Source organism: Pedobacter superstes (genome assembly GCF_037622515.1).
Lineage (GTDB): Bacteria > Bacteroidota > Bacteroidia > Sphingobacteriales > Sphingobacteriaceae > Paradesertivirga > Paradesertivirga superstes.
Genome location: NZ_JBBJCN010000009.1, coordinates 98,146 through 121,223, shown reverse-complemented (window position 1 = coordinate 121,223; position 23,078 = coordinate 98,146). Strand labels below are relative to the sequence as shown.

Below are 23,078 nucleotides of genomic sequence, written 5' to 3'. Positions count from 1 at the left end.
GACCAATGTAACCTGGTATACTGCAGCAACTGGAGGTACCATTGTCGCTTCTCCAACTTTGAGTTTTGCAGGCACAATAACTTATTTTGCTGAAGCAACAAATACGGCAACGGGATGTCTAAGCTTGTCTAGAACTGCCGTTACCTTAATGATAAACCCGGCCCCTGCTCCGCCTCCACTGTCAGGTTCTTCAACTATCACCGCTTGTCAAACAAATCCTACCCAGACACTAAATGCGAACAACGCCCTTAGCTCTGCGACTAATGTTACTTGGTATAATTCTGCAACCGGGGGTAGCCCGATCACATCGCCCACTTTAAACACAGTTGGAACTGTAAGATATTTTGCTGAAACAAGTAATCCTGTAACGGGTTGCCTGAGCCTAACAAGAACTGCTGTAACCTTAACTATTAATGCAGCCCCTCCGGCTCCAGCATTATCAGGCTCATCTAGTATCACCCAATGCGAAACAAGTCCCATTCAAACTCTGGATGCAAGAGCTGCTTTCGCATCTCCAACAGGGATATTATGGTATACTACAGCGAGCGGCGGTACCGCTATTGCTTCACCAACTTTAAATTCTGTTGGAACTATAACTTATTATGCTGAAGGGATTGATAATGTCAGCGGCTGTTTAAGTCTTTCCAGAACAGCAATAACGTTAACCATAAAGCCGAGACCTGCTGTTACTTCACTTTCTAACGTAATTGTTTGTAATAACAGCACCACAGCTCCAATTACACTTAGCTCAAGTATTCCGGGGAGTACCTTTACCTGGACCAATGACAATCCCTCCATCGGACTTGCTGCCAGCGGAACCGGCAACATTCCTTCATTTTTAGCTACTAATACAACGACTGGCGCATTAACAGCCAGAATAACTATAACGCCTGCTTCTAATGGATGTGTCGGTTTACCGCAAACATTTACGATCACAATTCCTAAACCCATCATTACCAATTCCCCTTTATCACAGGAAATATGTTCGGGCACGAATAGCACTGCAGTTATACTCACTTCAAATACCTTTGGAGCAACTTTCCAATGGTCTGTTTCCAATTCGTCAGGAGTTAGCGGTCTCACAACGATGAGCGGAACCGGTACAATACCCGCTCAAACTTTATACGCTACCGGAGTTAATACGGGCATAGTTGTATATACCATTACAGCGACAGCAGACGGATGCCAGGGCCCCACAAAAGACTACGTTATTAATGTTATCCCTTTACCTACACAGGCTCAAACTTTTGGAGACCAGACAAAACGATATAATATAAATATCCCGGCTCCTTTAAAAGGGAACCAGGCATTAATAGGCACGGGAAAATGGAGTCAGTCATCGGGCCCTAACCTGGTATTAATAAGTGATCCGACTAATTTTGACACACAAATATCCGGACATATTCCAGGGATTTATGAATTTAAATGGACGATATCCAACAAGATCTGTGTTAGTGAAAAAGCGTTAACTTTAGCTGTAAATGCTCCGCCAACACCTCTAAATGACGCGTTTGATGAACGGCTAAATGTTACTATCAACGGGAATGTCGGCACTAATGATACTGATCCCGATGGAACGGTGCTTACGTTTCTTAAAGTTACAGATCCGGCCTCAGGAACCATCACTCAATTTAATCCGGATGGAACTTTCATTTATGTACCAGCCCCGGGATTTATAGGTACAGTAACATTTAAATATCAGGCATGCGATGTAGATGGTGCCTGTGTTGAAGCAACGGTAACCCTGAATATTTACCCGCCCACAATTGTTAATCTGACACCGCTTAAATCGGATGTATTTGAAGGTGGTAAGGTATGGATTACAGCACAACTCTTATCGCCAATACACGAAGATGTAACGATTACCTTATCCTATTCAGGAGATGTGACTGCCGGCGACTATAGTTTATCAGGAAATCTCACACTTACCATTAAAGCAGGTCAAACCATTTCGAATGAAAGAGTTCAGGTACTGGCCGTGAGAGATGGCATTAAAGAAATCGATGAAACGCTCTTGGTTAACATCAATACAATTTCTTCTAAATATGTGGATAAAGGAACAGGATCTGAAGTGCTGATACACGATGTATTTCCAACGGATGAACCTCCTTCAGGGAAAGACGAAAATACTGATATAAGGCCCGATCCTATGACCTCACCGAATGATGACGGGGTAGGAAATGATGAATTCTTTATCTATAACATTTCAGCCTATCCGGATAATGAAGTTTCTATTTTTAACAGGTGGGGTAATGAAGTGTTCAGGATGAAAAACTATGACAATTACGACAAAGCATTCAGAGGTAAAGCAAATACAGGTGTATTTGCAAATACACAGCAGGATCTTGTGGATGGAGTTTACTATTACTTAATTTACACTAAAACACCAGGTAACGTTACAAAACTCAATAAAGGCTATTTTATTTTGAAACGAAAGAAATGAGAAACCCTGATTGAACATTAGACGTAAAAGATCGAAATAATCAACGCTCTAAACGGATAGTCTCTCAATCATGAATGACTTAATCTTATTACTTATAAAAAACTTCGGTTTTTTAATAGTCGTCATACTTTCAGGTTTCACCGCTAATGCGCAACAGAAAGCGATGTATACCCAGTATATGTTTAATGGATTAGCTCTAAATCCAGCTTATTCCGCTATGGATGAAGCATTTACAATAACATCGCTTTTCAGACAGCAATGGGTCGGACTAGAGGGGGCACCTAATACTCAAAGTTTTTCAATCCATTCTCCATTAAAGCAGTCGAATACTTCAATAGGCGCCTTAATTATACGTGATCAAATTGGTGAAGTTATTACAGAGAAAGGAGCTTATCTCACTGTAGCACAACGTGTACCTCTGGGAGACGAAACTTATTTGGCTGTGGGATTTAATGGGGGGTTAAGCACTTTCTCTGCAGACTATTCCCAAAACTACGCAGCAAGCCCGCAATCTGCTACTGACCCTGTCTTTGTAAATGAAAGTGAATTAAGGACCAATTTTGGTTTAGGTATAATGTATTTTACCCCGAAATATTATATTGGAATTTCATCTCCTCATTTTTATTACAGACCAATAGAAGCGATTGGGAACATACGTTCTACAACTACCTACCGGCCGCATTACATTCTCCAGGCAGGATATTTAATGAATATGGGAGAGAACATAAAGTTTAAGCCTAATTTTATCGCTAATTATGTAAATGGCTCTCCGCTGTCAATGGATTTTAATGCGAATTTCCTCCTATCCGAAACCATTTGGCTGGGGGCTTCATACCGTTCACTAGATTCTTTTAATGCCTTGGCACAAATTTATGTCACTCCTAATATCGCGGTAGGCTATTCCTACGATTTTACTTCAACAAAACTATCAAGAGTACAAAAAGGAACCCATGAAATTTCCCTGAAATTTCGTTTACCCGTGCAGGGAAGAAATTTTCCCCGCTGTTATTTTTAAAAACATCAGCCTCTTAACCTTTAATTTTTCTTTGGTTTAATTGACAAGTCCATCTATCCTTTTGGATTCAATGCTTCTTTTATACGGTCACTAAGATCCAGCAGATGGTAATTGCTTAACGAATCCGACTGATTTGGAAGAGCCGAATTAATCATAGCATTGATGTTGCGCAATTCCGCTTTAGCGACCGATACAACATCTGATTGCATCAAGGACCGGCTTGTCGACGAAACGCCTGCGACTGATGCAGGTTTAACCAGTTCTATTAATTTATCCACATACATCTTTTGCAGGTTCCGACGATATACATCAATGGATTTATTAGCTCTGATCTCATCAAGTAGGGAATTATCCATATCCTTAAAAAAGTCCGTAATCTTATAGGCCTTGTCACCATCCATGGCTTCTCCTGCTATTAGTTTGTTTAAGGTCGAATAACTAAGCAATCGATTTAAAGTATACTCCTGACTGCGGGAAATAACCAGCAATGAATTTGAACCGATATTATCAAGTATTTCATTTTGAAGCAACCATTTTGGTGTAATAAATAATTCTTTATCTAAAAAAGCCATTGCCTCTTTTTGAATTGCCGCCGGGGTACGTTCATAAACCACTCCGGTTTGTTCAACCCTTTTGGGATTCTCATAAACGCCCCCTATATTTTTAGCGACGTGTCCCATATAACGGTTAAACTGTGCTGTTAACTGATTATACATATTCTCAAGATCATCGTAATTCTCATGCGGTGTTTTTGTCCATTCGGGAAGTTTAACCACGATGCGCTTAAGATTTCTTATGCCATACTCACTTGCCTTCATGGCATTATCGCCCAGATCCTCACTTTGAGAGTGCGGATCGTCAGGATTGATTTCTGTTCCAAACCATAAACGCCGGTTTTTTGCTTTCTCTATTGTAAGTTTATTAAGGGCCGGTACTTCATCCTTGGCGTTTTTGTAATAAGGAAGTAAGCGATAACCCCATTCAATGGCCCATAAGTCATATTCTCCTATGCGGGGATAAAGTCCTTTACTGGAGATATTATCCTCCGGTTGTGCCACATAGTTGAAACGTGCATAATCCATAATTGATGGAGTATGGCCATTTTCTTCCACCCATTTTTTATTACGTAGATTATCTACCGGAACAGTAGAGCTGGATCCGTAGTTATGGCGAAGGCCCAGGGTATGCCCAACTTCATGAGAGGAAACGAAACGAATCAAATCGCCCATTAACTCGTCACTAAATTCCATTTTCCTGGCGCGCGGATCAACCGCTGCTGTTTGTATCATATACCAGTCGCGAACCAGTTTCATTACATTATGATACCAGTTGATATGACTCTCTAAAATTTCTCCGCTTCTTGGATCGGATGTACTGGGACCACTGGCATTGGCAATTTCTGAGGGTTTATAAACAATGGCCGAGTGCCGCGCATCATCCAGGCTCCAGGTTGAATCCTGTTGTGCCGTTGGTGCCATTTTACCCATAATGGCATTTTTAAAGCCGGCTTTTTCAAAAGCCTTTTTCCAGTCGTTTATTCCGGCAATAAGATAAGGCACCCATTTTTTAGGAGTAGCCGGATCAATATAAAACACTATCGGTTTTCGGGGTTCAACCAGTTCACCTCTACGGTACCGGGCCATATCCTCCGGTTTTGGCTCCAACCTCCAGCGCTTAATCATCTCGATTTGTTTTATCCCTTGCGGGTTAGCATCGAAGTCTGTATATCCTACAGTAAAGTATCCTATCCTGGGATCGAAATAACGGGATTGCATGACCTTTTCGGGAAGAACTACCATAGAACTATTAATCTCTATTGTAGAAGAGCCATTCAGGTTTGCGCTCCCTCCGGCAGCGGGGCCTGTACTTAGGCTCACCGGGGATAAAGCATATGTTTTAACTGTGGTAACCTCAACGTTAAGCGGAAAACTTCTGATGTTGTTTATGTAACTCCTGTCTGCTATAAAGTTTCCAAGCCTGATTCGGGTTTTCCCGGCCGGAGAACTGAATGAAAAAATTTCATTTTCTCCATTAATATAATCCGTTACATCAATAACACTTCCCTTACCATTTGGCGCATAAGCCGAAATATTAAAGGCAGCCGCAATAGCCTGAACATTCGAACGCTGCACCGCCTGATACATTGATTTTGTACTATCCGGACTATACGTATTGTATGAAATTCGCCTCAGGAACATGCGGTTATTCGGTCCTTTTTCGAATTGAATTACCGAACTCCCGATCTGATCCCCGGCATACCCTGCTGCCGCCCGAACCTCGGCTCCGGCTTTTGAAATACGGTTTAAAACCAATATTTCTCTTCCTAATACAGAATCTCCTAATTCGAAGTAATATTTATCTTCCACTTTATGGACCTTAAACAAACCTGACCTGGTGATCGCTTTTCCGGTGATTACCTGCTTATAGGGCTTTGGCTGATTTTTCGGTGTTGCATTGCCCTGCAAGCCTGCTGTTCCGGCAACTTTTTTTGTAGAATCGGCAGGTGCAGGTGAATCTTGTGCAAAACTTACCTCTGCTGCAAGTAAGAAACATAAAAGGTAATAAATACGTCTTTTCATAAATATCTATAGGCTCAGATTATTTGTTAATATAATAAAAACCTCCGGTATTGATTATGCAGATTTAAAATCGGAGAGTAGCGTGAACGAAGTTTAGCCCTGTAAGACTTCAGGACCTCTCCAGATTGCAAGACGATTTTCTTTAGTAATTGGGAACAAGTTCAAAATGGATCTTTTATGAATTTATTTAAGATCTGAATGACGTAAAATCATAAGTTCACCCCTGTCATGTCGCCGCTTTCTGCCACATTTATATCCGATGAACTTTTAATCCAGTCTGAACTTTGGGTAGCAATAGCCGAATTTTGCAACTCCGCTAAAGTAGGTGGGTTTTCGTTTACCTGAGTGTTAACAACGACTGGTTTCACAAAACGGGTGGACTTTATTTTAAGTGGTGATAATTCAGGAGCGGCAGCCGCAGGAGCATTTTTCTCCTTCCTTTGTTCAAGCGGAGGCAGAGACACATCAATAATTTCATCATTAGTATGGTAGGGAACAGGTTGAGCTGCATCAGTAAGGACCCGCTTTTCTATTAAGGGATATAAAAACAGCATCAATATAGGTAAAGATGAAAGCAAAAGTGCCCGTCCTAACCGCCTGTTATAATTTAACCGCAGTTCATAAGCCCCATACGATTTATTTCTGTTGGCAAATACCAAATCGAGCCATTCGGTTTGATAGATCATTGATTTAGTGTTAAACATATAGCTGATTTTTTATTTATTGATGAGGTGTTTAAACATTTTCCATAAAAATTATTTCAGTTAAAGAAAATATTATGACCATTCATTATTTTTTTTTAAACATTAATTGGTGGTATGCTATAAATTGCAAATCTTTGAACCTCAATTCCATAGTTTATAAATTATTTAAAAACACGAGTACAAATCATGCCGAGTCTTAGATTTCAAGCACTAAATGCCGTATTAACCAGGAATATACCGGAAGTAAAGCTTCCACCCAGGCTTTCAGAAATATATGCCTGCAATGTTTTTGATAAGAAAAAAATGAAGGAGTTTCTTTCCGAAGAAGCTATGGAGAGTGTAAACGATTCTATAGTTCATGGAGCTTCTATTGAAAGGGATATTGCCGAACAGGTAGCTGCTGCTATGAAATCATGGGCAATTGGTTTGGGTGCTACTCATTACACACACTGGTTTCAGCCCTTAACAGGTTCAACTGCAGAAAAACATGATTCATTTTTTGAGCCAAATGGCGATGGCAATGCTATGGAGAAATTTTCCGGCGATGCACTAGCACAGCAAGAGCCTGATGCTTCAAGCTTTCCTAACGGTGGAATCCGAAGCACCTTTGAAGCTCGTGGTTACACCGCTTGGGACCCATCTTCCCCTGCCTTTATTATTGGCAGCACTCTTTGTATTCCAACTGTTTTTATCGCCTATACTGGCGAAGCCCTCGACTATAAAGCGCCTTTATTAAAAGCATTATTAGCTTTAGATAAAGCTGCAGTAGGTGTAGCTCAATATTTTGACAAAGCAGTCGAAAAAGTAAATGCCTCTTTAGGTATTGAACAGGAGTATTTCCTTGTAGACCTTTCTTTATTCAATGCCCGCCCCGATTTATATTTAACCGGCAGAACTTTATTCGGGCATATGTCTGCTAAGAACCAGCAGCTGGAAGACCATTATTTCGGTTCCATCCCCGGGCGTGTTCTGGCCTTTATGCAGGAACTGGAAGTTGAGTCGATCAAATTGGGGATACCTTTAAAAACGCGACATAACGAAGTTGCCCCATCACAATTTGAGTGTGCTCCCCTCTATGAAGAGATTAACTTAGCTATTGACCACAATCAATTGTTAATGGATATCATGGATAAAGTGGCCCGTCGTCATAACTTTAAAGTGTTATTACACGAGAAACCTTTCGCCGGAATAAATGGCTCAGGAAAGCATAATAACTGGTCGTTAATTACGAATACAGGTAAGAACTTGCTTTCTCCGGGTAAAACGCCAAAAAACAACCTGATGTTCCTTACTTTCTTCGTGAATACCATCAGGGCAGTATATGAGCATTCAGATTTATTAAGAGCATCTATCGCATCGGTTAATAACGACCATCGCTTAGGCGCCAATGAAGCTCCTCCGGCAATTATCTCAATTTTCCTTGGAAGCCAGTTAAGTAATGTACTGGATGAAATAGAATCTTCCCGGGTTACTTCGAAAATGAAGCAGGAGAATGCTTTATGGACCAATATCCCTAAAGTACCTCAGATTTTATTAGATAATACAGATCGTAACCGTACCTCACCTTTTGCCTTTACTGGTAATAAATTTGAATTACGTGCCGTTGGTTCATCTGCCAACTCTGCCGATCCAATGACTGTTTTAAATACTATTGTCGCCGATCAGTTAAACAAGTTCAAATTTGAAGTCGATAAACTTCTGAAAAAGGGCGAGAAAAAGGATGTGGCCCTGATGACGGTAATTAAGCGCTATATCAAAGAATCCAAAGCAATTCGTTTTGAAGGAAATGGTTACAGCGAAGAATGGGCAAAAGAAGCTGAAGGAAGAGGGTTATCCAATATTAAAACTACTCCCAGAGCACTTGATGCACTATTATCTGATAAAACTCAAAAACTTTTCGAAGAAATGGCCGTGTACAGCAAGCGCGAAGCGCATGCCCGTCACGACATTCTTTTAGAAAATTATTACAAAAAACTTCAGATCGAAGCCCGCGTAATGGGCGAAATGGTTAATAACGTAATCATTCCTGCAGCTATTTCGTATCAAACAGACTTAATTGAAAATGTTAAAGGCTTAAAAGAGATCGGCTTAGGCAAAGAAACTTATGCAGCACAGCTGGAATTTATTACCAAAATTTCAGAACACGTCAACAGCATAAATACTGATGTAAGATCGATGGTTGAAGAGCGTAAAAAAGCTAATATTATTGAAGATAACAGGGAAAAAGCGATTGCCTATGATGAAAAGGTTAAATCACATTTTGAGCAGATCCGCTACCATGTGGATAAACTTGAACAGGTTGTCGCTGATAATAAATGGCCTCTGCCAAAATTTAGAGAGCTATTGTTTATTAAGTAAAATGGAGTCGAGATTTAGACATTAGGCTTGGAAAAGTTCCGCATTATGCGGAACTTTTGTCGTTTAAGGGGCTCTCTTAAAATAAATGAGTAACAACACACCTCATTAAACCTGGTGAATTATTAATGATTTCTACATCCTTTCGCAAGAGGGGAATCTCGATTTACTGATTTGTTATTTTTTTGCTCTTTTATCTAATAATCCATTAATCTTACTGCAAAATTTCACGCCAGCCTAAAGCACTATAATTCCCCTCTCGAGAGGGGTTAGGGATGTGTTTGTATCTTTCGCAAATCCTCCCTTACTTTATGTCTAACATCTAAAATCTTACATCTCCTCTGATATCTCACATCTAACTCTTACTTTTGCCCTTAATGTCAGATCTTAAATACAATCAGCGCGGTGTATCGGCCGGAAAAGAGGATGTTCATAACGCTATAAAGAATATTGATAAAGGCTTATTTCCAAAAGCATTTTGTAAAATAATTCCGGATATTTTGGGAGGCGATCCTCAATGGTGCAATATTATGCATGCTGACGGGGCCGGCACAAAATCATCACTGGCATATATCTACTGGAAAGAAACAGGGGATAAATCGGTTTGGAAAGGTATTGCACAGGATGCAATTATCATGAATCTGGATGACCTTTTATGTGTTGGTGCTACGGATAATATTTTACTTTCATCCACCATCGGACGAAATAAAAACCTGATTCCCGGCGAAGTTATTGCCGAAATCATCAATGGCACAGAAGAAATACTTTCGGAGCTACGCGAACTTGGAATTGGCATTTACTCCACAGGCGGTGAAACCGCCGACGTGGGTGATTTGGTAAGAACAATAATTGTTGATTCTACAGTTACCTGCCGGATGAAACGCGATGAAGTGATTTCTAACGACAGGATAAAGGCGGGCGATGTTATTGTGGGCTTAAGCTCTTACGGACAAACATCCTATGAGCAAGAGTATAACGGAGGCATGGGTTCTAACGGGCTTACATCTGCCCGTCACGATGTGTTTCATAAATATATAGCGGAAAAATATCCTGAAAGTTATGATCCGGCAGTACCTTATGAACTGGTATTTGCAGGAAATAAGAAATTAACTGATCTGATTGACGTGGGCGGTGATGAAAATGTTACAGCAGGTAAATTGGTTCTCTCTCCAACCCGAACGTATGCCCCTATAATTAAAAGCATTCTCGATAAGTATCGCTCTCAGATTAACGGGATGGTACATTGCAGTGGAGGCGCTCAAACCAAAGTTCTGCACTTTATAGAAAATTTACATATTATAAAAGACAACCTGTTCCCTATCCCTCCTCTTTTCAAGCTAATCCAGGAACAATCCGGGACGAGCTGGGAAGAAATGTACAAAGTATTTAACATGGGCCATCGAATGGAAATATATGTTTCTGAAGAAATCGCCCGGGACATTATCAATTTGTCGGAAAGTTTTAATATCGATGCGCAGATAGTTGGAAGAGTTGAAAAAGCGGAGACGAAACAGGTCACTGTGAAATCGGAATTTGGAACTTTTATCTATCATTAAATAAGCCAGATAACAAATTGGAATGCTATAGGGAGTTTTATTATCTAAAATGTACGATACAATAGAATTTATACCCGAAAAAGCTACACAATTTGTAGATTTGGCCCGGTCAAAATAAATATAATTAGAATTCTCATGAATTACGACTTAATCGTTATTGGAAGCGGTCCTGGAGGGTATGTTGCAGCAATCAGAGCTTCTCAGCTTGGATTGAAGACAGCCATCGTAGAACGCGAATCTCTTGGTGGTATCTGCCTTAACTGGGGATGTATTCCTACAAAAGCTTTGTTAAAAAGTGCTCAGGTATTTGAATATATCAATCATGCAGCCGACTATGGAATTAAAGTTCAGGGCGGAGAAGCTGATTTTGGTGCTGTAATCAAACGCAGCAGAGGTGTTGCAGACGGGATGAGTAAAGGCATCCAGTTTTTGATGAAGAAAAACAAAATCGATGTAATCATGGGTACTGCCAAAATTAAAAAAGGCGGTAAAATTGATATCAAAGCAGCCGATGGGTCATCTAAGGAATATAGCGCTAAACACACTATTCTTGCAACAGGAGCCCGTTCAAGAGAATTACCAAATCTGAAACAGGATGGTAAAAAAATAATAGGTTACCGCCAGGCAATGAATTTGCCAGAACAGCCTAAAAGTCTGATCGTTGTTGGTTCTGGAGCTATAGGTATTGAGTTTGCGTACTTTTATAGTGCCCTTGGCACTAAAGTTACAGTAGTAGAATTCATGGATCGTATTGTTCCGGTTGAAGATGAAGAAATTTCAAAACAGCTTGAACGCAGCCTGAAAAAAGCCGGGATAACAATTCTAACCAGCGCGAACGTTGAATCTGTAGACACTTCAGGAAACGGATGTAAAGCAAAGGTTAAAACTGCAACAGGCGTTGAAACACTGGAAGCTGAAATTGTTCTTTCTGCTGTGGGTATCACCCCAAACACTGAAAATTTAGGACTGGAAGAAGTTGGTGTAAAAACCGATCGCGGTCGTGTGCTTGTTGACGGATTTTATAAAACCAATATTGAAGGCGTTTATGCTATCGGTGATATTGTAGGCGGTCAGGCCCTGGCTCACGTTGCATCTGCTGAAGGAATTATTTGTGTAGAAAAAATCGCCGGACATCATCCCGAGCCTTTAAATTATAATAATATTCCGGGATGTACCTACTGCTCTCCGGAAATAGCTTCTGTTGGTTACACTGAAAAAGCTGCTAAAGAAGCGGGCTACGAAGTAAAAGTGGGTAAGTTCCCATTCTCAGCTTCAGGAAAAGCAAGCGCAGCCGGAACTAAAGACGGATTTGTAAAAGTTATTTTCGACGCCAAATACGGCGAGTTTCTTGGAGCTCACCTAATCGGGGCAAATGTGACAGAAATGATCGCCGAAATCGTTGTTGCACGGAAACTTGAAACAACCGGTATGGATATCGTAAAAACAGTACACCCTCACCCAACCATGAGCGAAGCTATTATGGAAGCTGCCGCTGATGCATACGGAGAAGTGATACATTTGTAAAACAAGCAAAATGCTGAAAGGCATTGCTACCAATATACTATAACCTGCCAAACGGCAGGTTTTTTTTATTAATCCCTTGGTTTTACGTTTAATTCGTAAATCAAAAATTGTAAATCCCTATGGCTTGGTTCTTCCTCATTCTTGGTGGTTTGTTTGAAATTGGTTTTACTACCTGCTTAAAATTATCAAATAATTTCAGCCGGCCCGGCTGGAGCATAGGCTTCTTTATTTGTATAAGCCTTAGCTTTATTTTACTCAATAAAGCCATTCAAACCTTGCCCATGGGAACTGCATATGCAGTATGGACAGGCATTGGAGCAGCTGGATCTGTATTGGTCGGCATATTTTTATTTAAAGAGTCGTCTGACTTCTGGAGATTATTTTTTTTATTTCTACTGATAGCTTCTATTTTAGGATTAAAAGTAGTTACTAAAAGTTAATTTGACCTTGAAGGAATAATTACAAAGATGCTTCCAGATTTTACCCTTATCCTCATAATATGAATCTCTACTCGATAGAAACCGGACTCTTTAAGTTAGACGGGGGTGCGATGTTTGGCGTGGTTCCTAAAACCATTTGGAGTAAAACTAATCCTGCCGACGAAAAGAACCTTTGCACATTTGCTATGCGTTCTCTGCTTATTGAAGACGGAAACAGGCTCATATTAGTAGATACGGGTATAGGAAATAAACAAAGCGAAAAGTTCTTAAGTTATTACTCTTTGCATGGAGATGACTCGCTGGAAAAGTCTCTGGCAACATGCGGATTTTCCAAAGATGATATAACTGATGTGTTCCTTACACACCTGCATCTGGACCACGTCGGCGGAGCGATTGAAAGAAATGGAGAAAACTTAGTTCCTGCATTTAAAAACGCTACTTACTGGAGCAATGAGAAACACTGGAACTGGGCCCTTTATCCAAACGAAAGAGAAAAAGCTTCCTTTTTAAAAGAGAACATCTTACCAATTCAGGAAAGCGGACAGCTTAAATTTATAGATCCCGAACACCCGGAATTTAGCAATGACATTAAAGTCCGCTTTACTTTTGGACATACAGATGCCATGATGCTGCCGGAAATACATTATAAAGGCAAAACTATACTCTATACTGCAGATTTAATTCCTACAAGCGGCCATATACCAATCCCGTATGTAGCTGGCTATGATGTATTTCCTTTGAAATCTATGGAAGAAAAAAAGGAAATTTTAAACGAGGCCTTTGAAAGGGAGTACATTCTTTTCATGGAGCACGACGCAGTAAATGAGTGCTGCACACTAATTAACACTGAAAGAGGAATACGATTGGGCGAAACGTTCAGTCTAAAAAATATTTAAAGAAATACCTATTCATATTTATAAACGTTATTGAGTATCAGAAGTGCGGCTTAAATATTTCTTATGACGAAAGAAAATACCGCTCATTTTTTTTTATCCATATTCATATTTTTCATTTTCCCCTCATAAAAATCACCCTAAAATATCAACTGGAACGATTTTTGTTAACAAAAGCTTTGAATTTATAATAAATTTTATTACAACTTTTCTCCTTTTTTAGCGTTAAATCCTTATAAAAGTTTTTAACTTTGCAAACGCTTTAACAAAGGGGTATCGTACTTTAAATGAGACAACTCAAAATAACACAATCCATTACCAATCGTGAGTCACAATCTCTCGACAAATATTTACACGAAATTGGTAAAGTAGACTTAATCACTGCTGAAGAAGAAGTAATTCTTGCTCAAAAAATTCGCGAAGGTGATCAGGCCGCTTTAGAACGCTTAACCAAGACAAATTTACGTTTCGTAGTTTCTGTTGCAAAACAGTATCAAAACCAGGGTCTTACCTTAGGTGACCTTATTAATGAAGGAAATCTTGGCTTAATTAAGGCCGCAAAACGTTTTGATGAAACTAAAGGTTTCAAATTCATTTCATATGCTGTATGGTGGATTCGCCAGTCAATTTTACAGGCCATTGCAGAGCAATCCCGTATTGTTCGTTTACCTTTAAACCAGGTAGGTTCACTAAGTAAAATAAGTAAGGCCTTTTCAAGGCTCGAACAAGAATACGAACGCGAGCCTTCTCCGGAAGAACTGGCAGATACTTTAGAAACCACCGTTGACAAAATATCTGATACATTAAGTAACTCGGGTCGCCATGTTTCTATGGATGCACCATTTGTTCAAGGTGAAGAAAATACATTGTTGGATGTATTGGAGAACGGAGAACAAAGCACAGATAGTAACTTAATTGACGAATCATTATCTGAAGAAATCAAACGTTCATTACAAACCTTAACCGAACGCGAGCGTGAAATTATCGTTCTTTTCTTTGGCCTAGGCAGTAATCATCCTTTATCTCTTGAAGAAATCGGAGAGAAATTCAATCTTACCCGCGAACGCGTAAGACAAATTAAGGATAAAGCTTTACAGCGCCTGCGTCATACCTCAAGAAGTAAAATTTTAAAATCTTATCTGGGATAAATTTTGACTAAATACTAAAGAAAGGCTTACAGAAATGTAGGCCTTTTTTTTTTGGAATAAAATCTGGATTGCAAAGGAAATTAATACTGCGGCCTGTTTAAAACGGCCTCCTTAATAATAGCATCTCTGAAATCAAAATCAGAAGACAGGTCCACTTCCTCCTGACTTGCTACAAACTTGTGTCTATGAGGCGCATGTATTTCGCGGTTTTTTACCACCTCTTCGGCGGGTTCCTCCGGATTAAATAGTTCAACGACGCTTGGTATTGTTGCTTTGGCTTCTTTCCTAACCGGCTCACGGTAGGGAGTTTCAATCATACGCTCATATTTGGGCTCATGATATTTTTCGGGCGGAACCTCTTTATCAAGAATAGATTTAGTGGGAACATAAATATCCTCTCCCTTCCACTCCTGATAGGTTTCTTCTTCAACATCTGAATACGGCTGAGAAGGATTACGTTTTCTGGCTTCTTCCTGACCTTTTTGGTAATTCTCATAGATTTTATAAGCCATATATGCCAGACCCGCAAGAAAAGGTAAAAGGTTTTCCATACAAGCAAAGTACAATAAATTAAGATTTTAACATAAAAAATATACTATAAACTGCATAAAATCTATAAATTGCTAATCCATTTTTTGTGAGGTGTTTTAGGCTTTTGCCTTTTTAAAAAAGATGCAATTAAACCGGCTGGAAATAAAGGGCTTTAAAAGCTTTGGTGATAAAATTACGATTAACTTCAACGAAGGCGTTACTGCGATCGTCGGGCCAAATGGCTGCGGAAAATCGAACGTGGTAGATGCCATCCGCTGGGTTTTGGGTGAACAAAGCACACGTATGCTCCGATCAGAAAAGATGGAGAATATCATCTTCAACGGGACAAAATCACGTAAACCCTCACAGCTTGCAGAAGTATCTTTGACCTTCGATAACACAAAAAACATCCTTCCCACCGATTATTCTCAGGTAACAATCACCCGTAAACTATACCGGAGTGGCGAGAGTGAATACCGCCTGAATGATGTGCAATGCCGATTAAAAGATATAACCGACCTGTTTCTTGATACCGGAATAGGCGCCGACTCCTACTCTATCATTGAGCTGAAAATGATTGATGAAATTATCGCCAATAAAGAAGGGTCGCGACGTGCACTGTTTGAGGAAGCATCAGGGATATCTAAATACAAGCTGCGCAAAAAACAAACATTAAATAAGCTTAAGGAAACAGAAGCGGATTTGAGCCGGGTTGAAGATCTCCTATTCGAAATAGAAAAAAACCTCAAAACATTAGAAAACCAGGCAAAAAAAGCCGAAAGGTATTATAAATTAAAGGAGCAGTACAAAGCCATGAGTATTACGCTGGCCTCTTTTAAAATTGTCGGCTACAGAGAATCGCTGGAAAAACTTGATGAGCAGCAATTAAACAATTCTGTTGATATAACAGAAATAACCACACAAATAGACAAACTCGAGGCAGCTCTGCAACAGCAAAAGAGTGAAGCTCTGACTAAAGAAAAAAATCTTTCTGCGCAGCAAAAGGCAACGAATGAATTCACCTCTAAAATCAGGGCTTACGAAAGTGAGAAAAAGATAAAGAACGAGCAGTTACGTTATTTACAGGAAAAAGAAAAACGGGTAAGCGAAGAACTTGAAAAAGACAAGAATCAACTCAATCATGTGTTATACAACGTTAAAAGGCTCCATGAAGAGCATATGCTTGAGACTGAACATCTCAATTCTATAAAAAGCAACCTCAGCGATAAAAAAGAAGAACTTGATGAATTAAGGGTTCAGCAGCAATCGTCTAAAGCAGGATTAGATGCCCTGGTAAAAGACAATAGCAACCTTCAAAATCAAGTATACAACTCTGAGAAAGAACTTACTGTATTAAACATTCAGAAAGATGCGCTTAAACAGGAGATCAGCAGAAATTCAAGTGACGCTGAATCGAAAGAGGCAGAACTAAATGAGTTTAACAAAGCCATCTTTGAAGTTGAGCAAAAATTAGCCATTAAGAGTAAAGAATCAGCTGATCTGGTCGAGCATGAAGAAGCACTTCAACTACAAATCAGCAATACTGAAGAGCAGATCCATCTGCATAAGGACAAATTATCCGGCGAAAGCCGAAGACTGGATTCCAAACAAAACGAATACAATTTAATCAAATCGTTAGTTGATAATCTGGAAGGATTTCCTGAGTCGATACGATTCTTGAAAAAAAACACCGGCTGGGCAAAACAGGCGCCACTTTTTTCCGACGTACTTTTTTGTAAAGAAGATTACCGGATTGCTATTGAGAATTATCTGGAGCCGGTAATGAATCACTACGTGGTAGAAACTCAGGCTGAGGCGATACAGGCAATCAGACTATTGAGCGATTCGGCAAAAGGAAGGGCAAATTTCTTCATACTCGAGGCCCTGGAGAAAAATCCGGAACCAGAAGAGCTTGTTATTGCGAGCAGCAATTTTATTTCCGCTTTAAGTATCATCGATGTGGATGATAAATATGGACGTTTGTGCAGACATCTCCTAAAAAATGTTTACCTCTCAACCGGCGATGAGGAAGAACTGGGGAACGCGCTCCCGGAAAATAGCCTGGTAATTCTCAGCAGCAGCGGAAAATTCACAAAGAACCGGATAAGTATGACCGGCGGATCGGTAGGATTGTTTGAAGGAAAACGCATCGGCAGAGCTAAAAATCTTGAAAACTTAGCGAAAGAGATCCGCTCGCTGGAAAATTCGATAAGTACACTAAAAACCTTTATTGAGCAGGAAGGACATAAAGTTGCAGACCTGAAAACATCCTTAAAAAAACAGGAAATCCTCATATTACAGCAAGAAATAAACCGCTTAAACAACGATCTCATCTCATTAAGCACCAGGCAGGAGCAGTATGCTGCTTTCATTCAAAACAGCCAGAATCGCCAGAAAGATATTGAACAGAAGATAAAATCTATTGAAGAGGATTTTCAGAAAGCAGAGCCCAGGCTTATTGAATTGAAAACACAAAAATATGAGGCCGGCAATTTGCTTATTGAGAAGCAACAGGCATTTCAGGAACTTTCTGATTTGGTTACAGAAAAATCGACATCCTTCAACCAGGAAAACATTCGATTTCATCAGCAGCAGAACAAAGTATCGGGTATTGAAAAAGATTTAGAATACCGTGATAGTCAGCAAAGAACACTTGAGAATAAAATAGAATTGAATTCTGCCGAACTAAATAAAACCCGGGCAGACATCACTGATACCTTACAACATGTAGATCATTCGGATGAGGACCTGATCAGTATGTATGTTCAAAAAGAAGAGTTTGAAAAAGGAGTTTCTGAATCGGAACAGAAGTACTATGAAGCAAAGGGGCTTATCGCTGAAATCGAGAATTCAATCTCAACCCTAAGGAAAACCAAAGAGCAGGCAGATGTAATTTTCAATGAGATCAAGGATAAAAAAACAAGCCTGAAGCTCGAGCTGAATGCTTTAAAAGAACGCCTTTCGATTGAATTTTCAATTGACATCAACGATCTGCTTGATGCTGGTGAAACTGATGATTCAGTACAAAATCAGGAAAAAGAAAGTGAATCTGTTTTGAAAGAAAAAACCGAACGATTAAAACAGCAACTTGACGACTTTGGCGGCATCAACCCTATGGCAATGGAGGCTTATCGTGAAATGAATGAACGGTTTACATTTATTCAAACCCAAAAGAAAGATTTGCTTACTGCTAAATCTTCATTACTCGAAACCATAAAAGAAATAGACGAAACGGCTAAGGATAAATTTATGGCCGCATTTACTCACGTCAGAGAGGATTTTATCCGGGTATTCCGGTCACTTTTTAATGAAGAAGATAATTGCGATTTAATTTTAAATAATCCTGAAAATCCCCTTGAATCAGACATTGATATTATTGCCCGGCCAAAAGGAAAAAGACCTCTATCCATTAACCAGTTGTCGGGTGGTGAGAAAACACTTACAGCCACCGCCCTGCTCTTCTCACTATATCTGCTTAAACCCGCACCTTTTTGTATTTTTGATGAAGTAGATGCCCCTCTTGATGACACGAATATTGATAAGTTCAACAATATCATCCGGAAATTCTCAAATCAGTCACAGTTCATTATAGTTTCGCATAACAAGAGAACTATAGCCAGCACCGACATTATTTACGGAGTTACAATGGTAGAACAGGGAATTTCAAGAGTTGTGGCTGTAGATTTGAGAGAAGTTGCTTAAATATCCCAACTTATCGAACAAAACTTATCACAATCCGCCACGCGAAAAATATTTATAATACCAGGGGTCTTTAAGATTACTTACAATAACCCCTTTACTGGTAGAAACATGTACAAATCGATTATTTTGAAGATAAATGCCAACATGATTGAATTTCTGCCCGTTAAAATTAAAAAACACAAGGTCACCTTCTTTTAATTCATCCTCGTACTTTCTTTTTATACTTTCAGCCATTTGTGATGCAGTTCGGGGTAGCTGACGATTATAAATCTCTTTTTGAAGTAAAACGGTAAAGCCTGAACAATCTGCTCCTTTTTTATCCATCCTGCCGGGAACATTTGGAACTCCCATCCAATCGTCTATGAAACGGTAAAGCTTTTCATTTCTGATATCTTTTTCATCAACATTCATCAAAGCGGCATAGCGCTCCTGAACATTCCCCTTAAAATCTTTGTTTCTGGCAGTTGAAGCATCGGTAAGAATTTTTGAGCTTTTACAAGATGTAAAAACAAGAGCTCCAATAAATAGGATGGATAAAAAATTTAATTTTCTCTTGTATAAAATCATCATAGGACCCAATATCTTAAAAATTGATTCGGACAGGCTAATGAAGTTCTTAACAGAGGTTGATAACATCCACAACGTGATGTATAAACGTAAGAATATCAAAAATTTATTATGCCTTTAAAACCCGCTGAATCTCATCAAGCTTCATCAATGCTTCGACCGGAGTGAGGGTATTAACATCCAGATTATTAAGTAAATCGCGAATTTTAACTAAAACAGGATCATCAATTGAGAACATCTGTAATTGATAAGCTTGCTGCTGAACCTTTTTTATACTGTCTTTAATGTGCTCTCCGCCTGTGCGCTCCTGTTCTAAGCGCCTTAAAATTTCGTTAGCACGATTAATTAATTTGGGTGGCATACCTGCCATTTTTGCCACGTGAATACCAAAACTATGCTCGCTGCCACCTGGAACCAGCTTGCGGAGAAAAATAACTTTATTTCCAACTTCCTTTATCGATATATTGAAGTTTTTTATCCGGTTAAATGTGTTGGAAAGTTCATTTAGCTCATGGTAATGCGTTGCAAAAAGGGTTTTTGATTTCGCGACAGGGTTAGTATGCAGAAATTCTGCAATGGCCCAGGCAATTGAAATTCCGTCGTATGTTGAAGTACCCCGGCCAATTTCGTCGAGCAGAATTAAACTTTTATCAGAAAGATTATTCAGAATACTAGCTGTCTCATTCATCTCAACCATAAAAGTTGATTCCCCCGATGATAAATTATCTGAAGCACCCACTCGTGTAAATATTTTATCCACCACCCCAATTTTAGCTTCCTTGGCGGGAACAAAAGATCCCATTTGAGCCATTAGTACTATTAAGCCGGTTTGCCGCAGTAAAGCCGATTTACCGGCCATATTGGGCCCGGTTATAATGATAATCTGCTGGGTTTCGCTGTCGAGAAATACATCATTTGTTATATAAGTCTCACCTACCGGAAGCCGCTTCTCTATTACAGGATGGCGCCCCCCTTTAATATCCAATACATTGCTGGTATCAATCTGCGGTTTAACATAATAGTTCTTAATTGCCAGGGTTGCAAAACACAGTAACACATCTAACTGAGCGATCAGCTGCGCATTTAGCTGTATGGGCTTAATATACTCGGAAAGAGCCAGCACAAGCTCATTATAGAGCCTGTTCTCAATCACGTGAATCTTTTCCTCAGCGCCTAAAATCTGTTCTTCATATTCCTTTAATTCAGGCGTTATATATCTTTCTGCATTTACCAGAGTTTGTTTCCTGATCCATTCTGAAGGCACTTTATCTTTATGGGAATTGGTAACTTCCAGGTAATAACCAAAGACATTATTAAAAGCAACTTTTAGTGAGGGAATTCCGGTTACTTCCGCTTCCCGTTTTTGAATTTCTACCAAATATCCCTTTCCACCAAAAGCTATTTTACGTAATCTGTCAAGCTCCTCATCTATACCTTCTCCTATCACCCCTCCTTTTATAACTAAGACTGGAGGTTCCGGATTCAATTCACGATCAATTTTTTCCCGTATCAATGCACATGGATTCAATTGTTCCGCTATAGTTTTTAAAGCAAGATTATCGGTTTGTTCACAAAGCTCTTTAATTGATTCTGTTGCAAACAAGGCACGTTTTAACTGACACACCTCGCGTGGATTGGCTTTAAGCAAGCCAATTTTGGAGATAAGACGCTCCAGGTCGCCGATCTGTTTAATTTCATGCAGTAAAGATTCGCGGATCTCTTCATCCCGGATAAGAAAATCTACTACATTTAACCTGGCCTCAATGGGTTTCTTTTCCTTTAAAGGCATTACGATCCACCGTCTCAGCATTCTTGCTCCCATCGGCGAGCAGGTCTGGTCTAAAACATCGACTAAAGTCACTGCATTTTCGTTGGCAGAGCCAATAAGTTCGAGATTGCGGATAGTAAAACGATCGAGCCACATATATCGTTCTTCTTCAATCCTGGAGATAGATGAAATATGCTGAAGATTACGATGCTCAGTTTCATTCAGATAATGAAGTGCAACCCCGGCAGCTATAATAGCAACCGGCAATCGCTCAATACCAAATCCTTTTAGAGATTTAACATCAAAGTGCTTTAAAAGCGATTCATTCGCATAATCGCCGGTGTATGGCCATTCATCTAAAGTATATGTGTAAAAACGATCGCCAAAAGTTTCCACAAAATCCCGCTTTCGGTTTTTTGGAAAGATGACTTCAGTTGGCTTGAAGGTTTGAAGCAATTTATCAATATAATCACTATTACCCTGGGCTACTAAAAACTCCCCTGTAGAAATATCTAAAAAGGCTATACCCAGTGTACTTTTTTCAAAATATATGGAAGCAAGGTAATTATTAGACTTTTGCTGCAGGATATTATCGCTATACGAAACTCCAGGAGTTACCAGTTCGGTAACTCCCCTCTTCACTATAGTCTTTGTTGTCTTAGGGTCCTCCAGCTGATCGCAGATTGCAACCCGCTGTCCTGCACGTACCAGCTTTGGCAAATACGTTTCCAGAGAATGGTGAGGAAATCCGGCAAGTTCTATATGAGAAGCAGAACCATTTGCCCTCTTAGTCAGAACAATTCCAAGAATGGACGAAGCTTTGATTGCGTCTTCTCCAAAGGTTTCATAAAAATCACCCACTCTGAACAGCAATAAGGCACCAGGATATTTAATCTTAATGCTGTTATACTGCTGCATTAAGGGAGTTTCTTTAACTTCGGTCTTAGCCAAGGGAATTAAATTATTAACCAGCTAAATTATGTTATTAAGAAGGATATTACAGGATTGTGGAAAAATCAACTTTTGTGAATTAATCCATTCCAAATTATTCTAAAATAACAAAAGGAAAGTTTCCTTTCCTTTTGATTATTTTATGTTTTATGGACGTTGATCTTCAAGGTTTTCAGGGTAGATGTAGGGCCTTCAATCATAAGATGTTAAGTTTAACATCCTTTCCATGTATGCAAGGTGTTTAATAAATTACACATTTTTAAATTTATTACACGAACCACCCAGTTGCCGTGACGAAATGCCATTCTGCGTACACGAAATGATTTTCGAAAAATCAGAATTTTAACTCTCCGGTGTTTTTCCGCGAAAATTTCTACTTAATCTGTTAAATCATCTTTCAGCTTCTTGTCCAAATTAATCTGCTGTTCGGTCTTATCCAGATTTTCGCGGAAGCCCTCTATTAAATTTTCTTCGTCGTATTTAAACTGTGCAGCGCTGGCATCGCCTACATTCCCCGATTCGAAAGACGCGCTTTCACTTCCGGGAGGATTATCGCCTAAAAGATTCCTTGTTAAAGGCCTATCATCATCCGGAAATAAATTATCGTCAGGAATTTCGTTCGTTCTTTCGAAAAAACTACTCATTGCCTCTTCGCCTGGAGTCATCTGCTCAGGAGTTTCCTCATTAAGCTCATTGCCGGGTTCATTCTCCTCTTCAATACGCTGTGACAAATTTTCGGAGTTTAGCTGTTCCTGCTCCTCCAGACTTTTTGAGTCTTCATTATCTGATTGATCTTCGCCCGAATTATTAAATTCATCACAGGCTTCACTTGGTTCGATAATCATAGCTATGTTTTACAGATAACTTAAAAACATGCATTTTTTATTTTTGTTCTTGCTGTT

15 protein-coding genes are annotated in these 23,078 nt (G+C 39.5%); 9 read left to right on the top strand and 6 right to left on the bottom strand.

Annotation, left to right across the window (positions count from 1 at the left end):
* Nucleotides 1-2,443, top strand: a 2,443-nt coding sequence (locus WG906_RS18075; protein ID WP_339994276.1) for an Ig-like domain-containing protein, incomplete at its 5' end; no start/stop codon positions are given.
* A gap of 70 nt (nucleotides 2,444-2,513) precedes the next feature.
* Complete coding sequence (locus tag WG906_RS18070; RefSeq protein WP_339994275.1) at nucleotides 2,514-3,458, top strand: PorP/SprF family type IX secretion system membrane protein; 945 nt, start codon at nucleotides 2,514-2,516, stop codon at nucleotides 3,456-3,458.
* 53 nt (nucleotides 3,459-3,511) lie between these two features.
* Here WG906_RS18070 and WG906_RS18065 read toward each other — a convergent pair whose 3' ends face one another.
* Both WG906_RS18065 and WG906_RS18060 read right to left on the bottom strand, forming a co-directional pair.
* Entirely contained in the window at nucleotides 3,512-6,037 is a 2,526-nt protein-coding gene (locus WG906_RS18065) for a zinc-dependent metalloprotease (protein WP_339994274.1), read from the bottom strand.
* 209 nt (nucleotides 6,038-6,246) lie between these two features.
* Nucleotides 6,247-6,741 (bottom strand): hypothetical protein, encoded by a 495-nt coding sequence (locus tag WG906_RS18060; protein ID WP_339994273.1) that lies wholly within the window; start codon nucleotides 6,739-6,741, stop codon nucleotides 6,247-6,249.
* Between the two features lie 186 nt (nucleotides 6,742-6,927).
* On the opposite strand from WG906_RS18060, the gene WG906_RS18055 reads away from it, so the two are divergent.
* From WG906_RS18055 to WG906_RS18030, 6 genes are all read left to right on the top strand, one after another.
* Nucleotides 6,928-9,099 (top strand): glutamine synthetase III family protein, encoded by a 2,172-nt coding sequence (locus tag WG906_RS18055; protein ID WP_339994272.1) that lies wholly within the window; start codon nucleotides 6,928-6,930, stop codon nucleotides 9,097-9,099.
* A 374-nt stretch (nucleotides 9,100-9,473) separates the two neighbouring features.
* Nucleotides 9,474-10,652, top strand: coding sequence for an AIR synthase related protein (locus tag WG906_RS18050; protein ID WP_339994270.1), 1,179 nt, complete (start codon nucleotides 9,474-9,476; stop codon nucleotides 10,650-10,652).
* 135 nt (nucleotides 10,653-10,787) lie between these two features.
* Nucleotides 10,788-12,176 (top strand): dihydrolipoyl dehydrogenase, encoded by a 1,389-nt coding sequence (lpdA, locus tag WG906_RS18045; protein ID WP_339994268.1) that lies wholly within the window; start codon nucleotides 10,788-10,790, stop codon nucleotides 12,174-12,176.
* A gap of 119 nt (nucleotides 12,177-12,295) precedes the next feature.
* Nucleotides 12,296-12,616, top strand: coding sequence for a DMT family transporter (locus tag WG906_RS18040; protein WP_339994267.1), 321 nt, complete (start codon nucleotides 12,296-12,298; stop codon nucleotides 12,614-12,616).
* Between the two features lie 59 nt (nucleotides 12,617-12,675).
* Complete coding sequence (locus tag WG906_RS18035; RefSeq protein WP_339994266.1) at nucleotides 12,676-13,512, top strand: MBL fold metallo-hydrolase; 837 nt, start codon at nucleotides 12,676-12,678, stop codon at nucleotides 13,510-13,512.
* A gap of 284 nt (nucleotides 13,513-13,796) precedes the next feature.
* On the top strand, nucleotides 13,797-14,657 hold the full coding sequence (locus WG906_RS18030) for a sigma-70 family RNA polymerase sigma factor (RefSeq protein ID WP_339994264.1): 861 nt from the start codon (nucleotides 13,797-13,799) through the stop codon (nucleotides 14,655-14,657).
* Between the two features lie 80 nt (nucleotides 14,658-14,737).
* Here WG906_RS18030 and WG906_RS18025 read toward each other — a convergent pair whose 3' ends face one another.
* Entirely contained in the window at nucleotides 14,738-15,208 is a 471-nt protein-coding gene (locus tag WG906_RS18025; protein WP_339994263.1) for a tellurite resistance TerB family protein, read from the bottom strand.
* A 121-nt stretch (nucleotides 15,209-15,329) separates the two neighbouring features.
* Between WG906_RS18025 and smc the strand changes: the two genes are divergently transcribed.
* Entirely contained in the window at nucleotides 15,330-18,890 is a 3,561-nt protein-coding gene (gene smc, locus WG906_RS18020; protein WP_339994261.1) for a chromosome segregation protein SMC, read from the top strand.
* Nucleotides 18,891-18,917: 27 nt separating this feature from the next.
* On the opposite strand, the gene WG906_RS18015 is transcribed toward smc, so the two are convergent.
* From WG906_RS18015 to WG906_RS18005, 3 genes are all read right to left on the bottom strand, one after another.
* Nucleotides 18,918-19,460: a C40 family peptidase gene (locus WG906_RS18015; protein WP_339994260.1), complete on the bottom strand. Its 543-nt coding sequence runs from the start codon at nucleotides 19,458-19,460 to the stop codon at nucleotides 18,918-18,920.
* Between the two features lie 106 nt (nucleotides 19,461-19,566).
* Nucleotides 19,567-22,176, bottom strand: a complete 2,610-nt coding sequence (mutS, locus tag WG906_RS18010; RefSeq protein WP_339994259.1) for a DNA mismatch repair protein MutS — start codon at nucleotides 22,174-22,176, stop codon at nucleotides 19,567-19,569.
* A gap of 377 nt (nucleotides 22,177-22,553) precedes the next feature.
* On the bottom strand, nucleotides 22,554-23,021 hold the full coding sequence (locus WG906_RS18005) for a hypothetical protein (RefSeq protein ID WP_339994258.1): 468 nt from the start codon (nucleotides 23,019-23,021) through the stop codon (nucleotides 22,554-22,556).
* Nucleotides 23,022-23,078: the final 57 nt, after the last annotated feature.

Coding starts and splice junctions, on each gene's coding strand:
- WG906_RS18070 (WP_339994275.1), top strand. CDS start 2,514: ATGAATGACTTAATCTTATTACTTATAAAAAACTTCGGTTTTTTAATA.
- WG906_RS18040 (WP_339994267.1), top strand. CDS start 12,296: ATGGCTTGGTTCTTCCTCATTCTTGGTGGTTTGTTTGAAATTGGTTTT.
- WG906_RS18060 (WP_339994273.1), bottom strand. CDS start 6,741: ATGTTTAACACTAAATCAATGATCTATCAAACCGAATGGCTCGATTTG.
- WG906_RS18055 (WP_339994272.1), top strand. CDS start 6,928: ATGCCGAGTCTTAGATTTCAAGCACTAAATGCCGTATTAACCAGGAAT.
- WG906_RS18015 (WP_339994260.1), bottom strand. CDS start 19,460: ATGATGATTTTATACAAGAGAAAATTAAATTTTTTATCCATCCTATTT.
- WG906_RS18005 (WP_339994258.1), bottom strand. CDS start 23,021: ATGATTATCGAACCAAGTGAAGCCTGTGATGAATTTAATAATTCGGGC.
- WG906_RS18050 (WP_339994270.1), top strand. CDS start 9,474: ATGTCAGATCTTAAATACAATCAGCGCGGTGTATCGGCCGGAAAAGAG.
- WG906_RS18035 (WP_339994266.1), top strand. CDS start 12,676: ATGAATCTCTACTCGATAGAAACCGGACTCTTTAAGTTAGACGGGGGT.
- WG906_RS18065 (WP_339994274.1), bottom strand. CDS start 6,037: ATGAAAAGACGTATTTATTACCTTTTATGTTTCTTACTTGCAGCAGAG.
- smc (WP_339994261.1), top strand. CDS start 15,330: ATGCAATTAAACCGGCTGGAAATAAAGGGCTTTAAAAGCTTTGGTGAT.
- lpdA (WP_339994268.1), top strand. CDS start 10,788: ATGAATTACGACTTAATCGTTATTGGAAGCGGTCCTGGAGGGTATGTT.
- WG906_RS18030 (WP_339994264.1), top strand. CDS start 13,797: ATGAGACAACTCAAAATAACACAATCCATTACCAATCGTGAGTCACAA.
- WG906_RS18025 (WP_339994263.1), bottom strand. CDS start 15,208: ATGGAAAACCTTTTACCTTTTCTTGCGGGTCTGGCATATATGGCTTAT.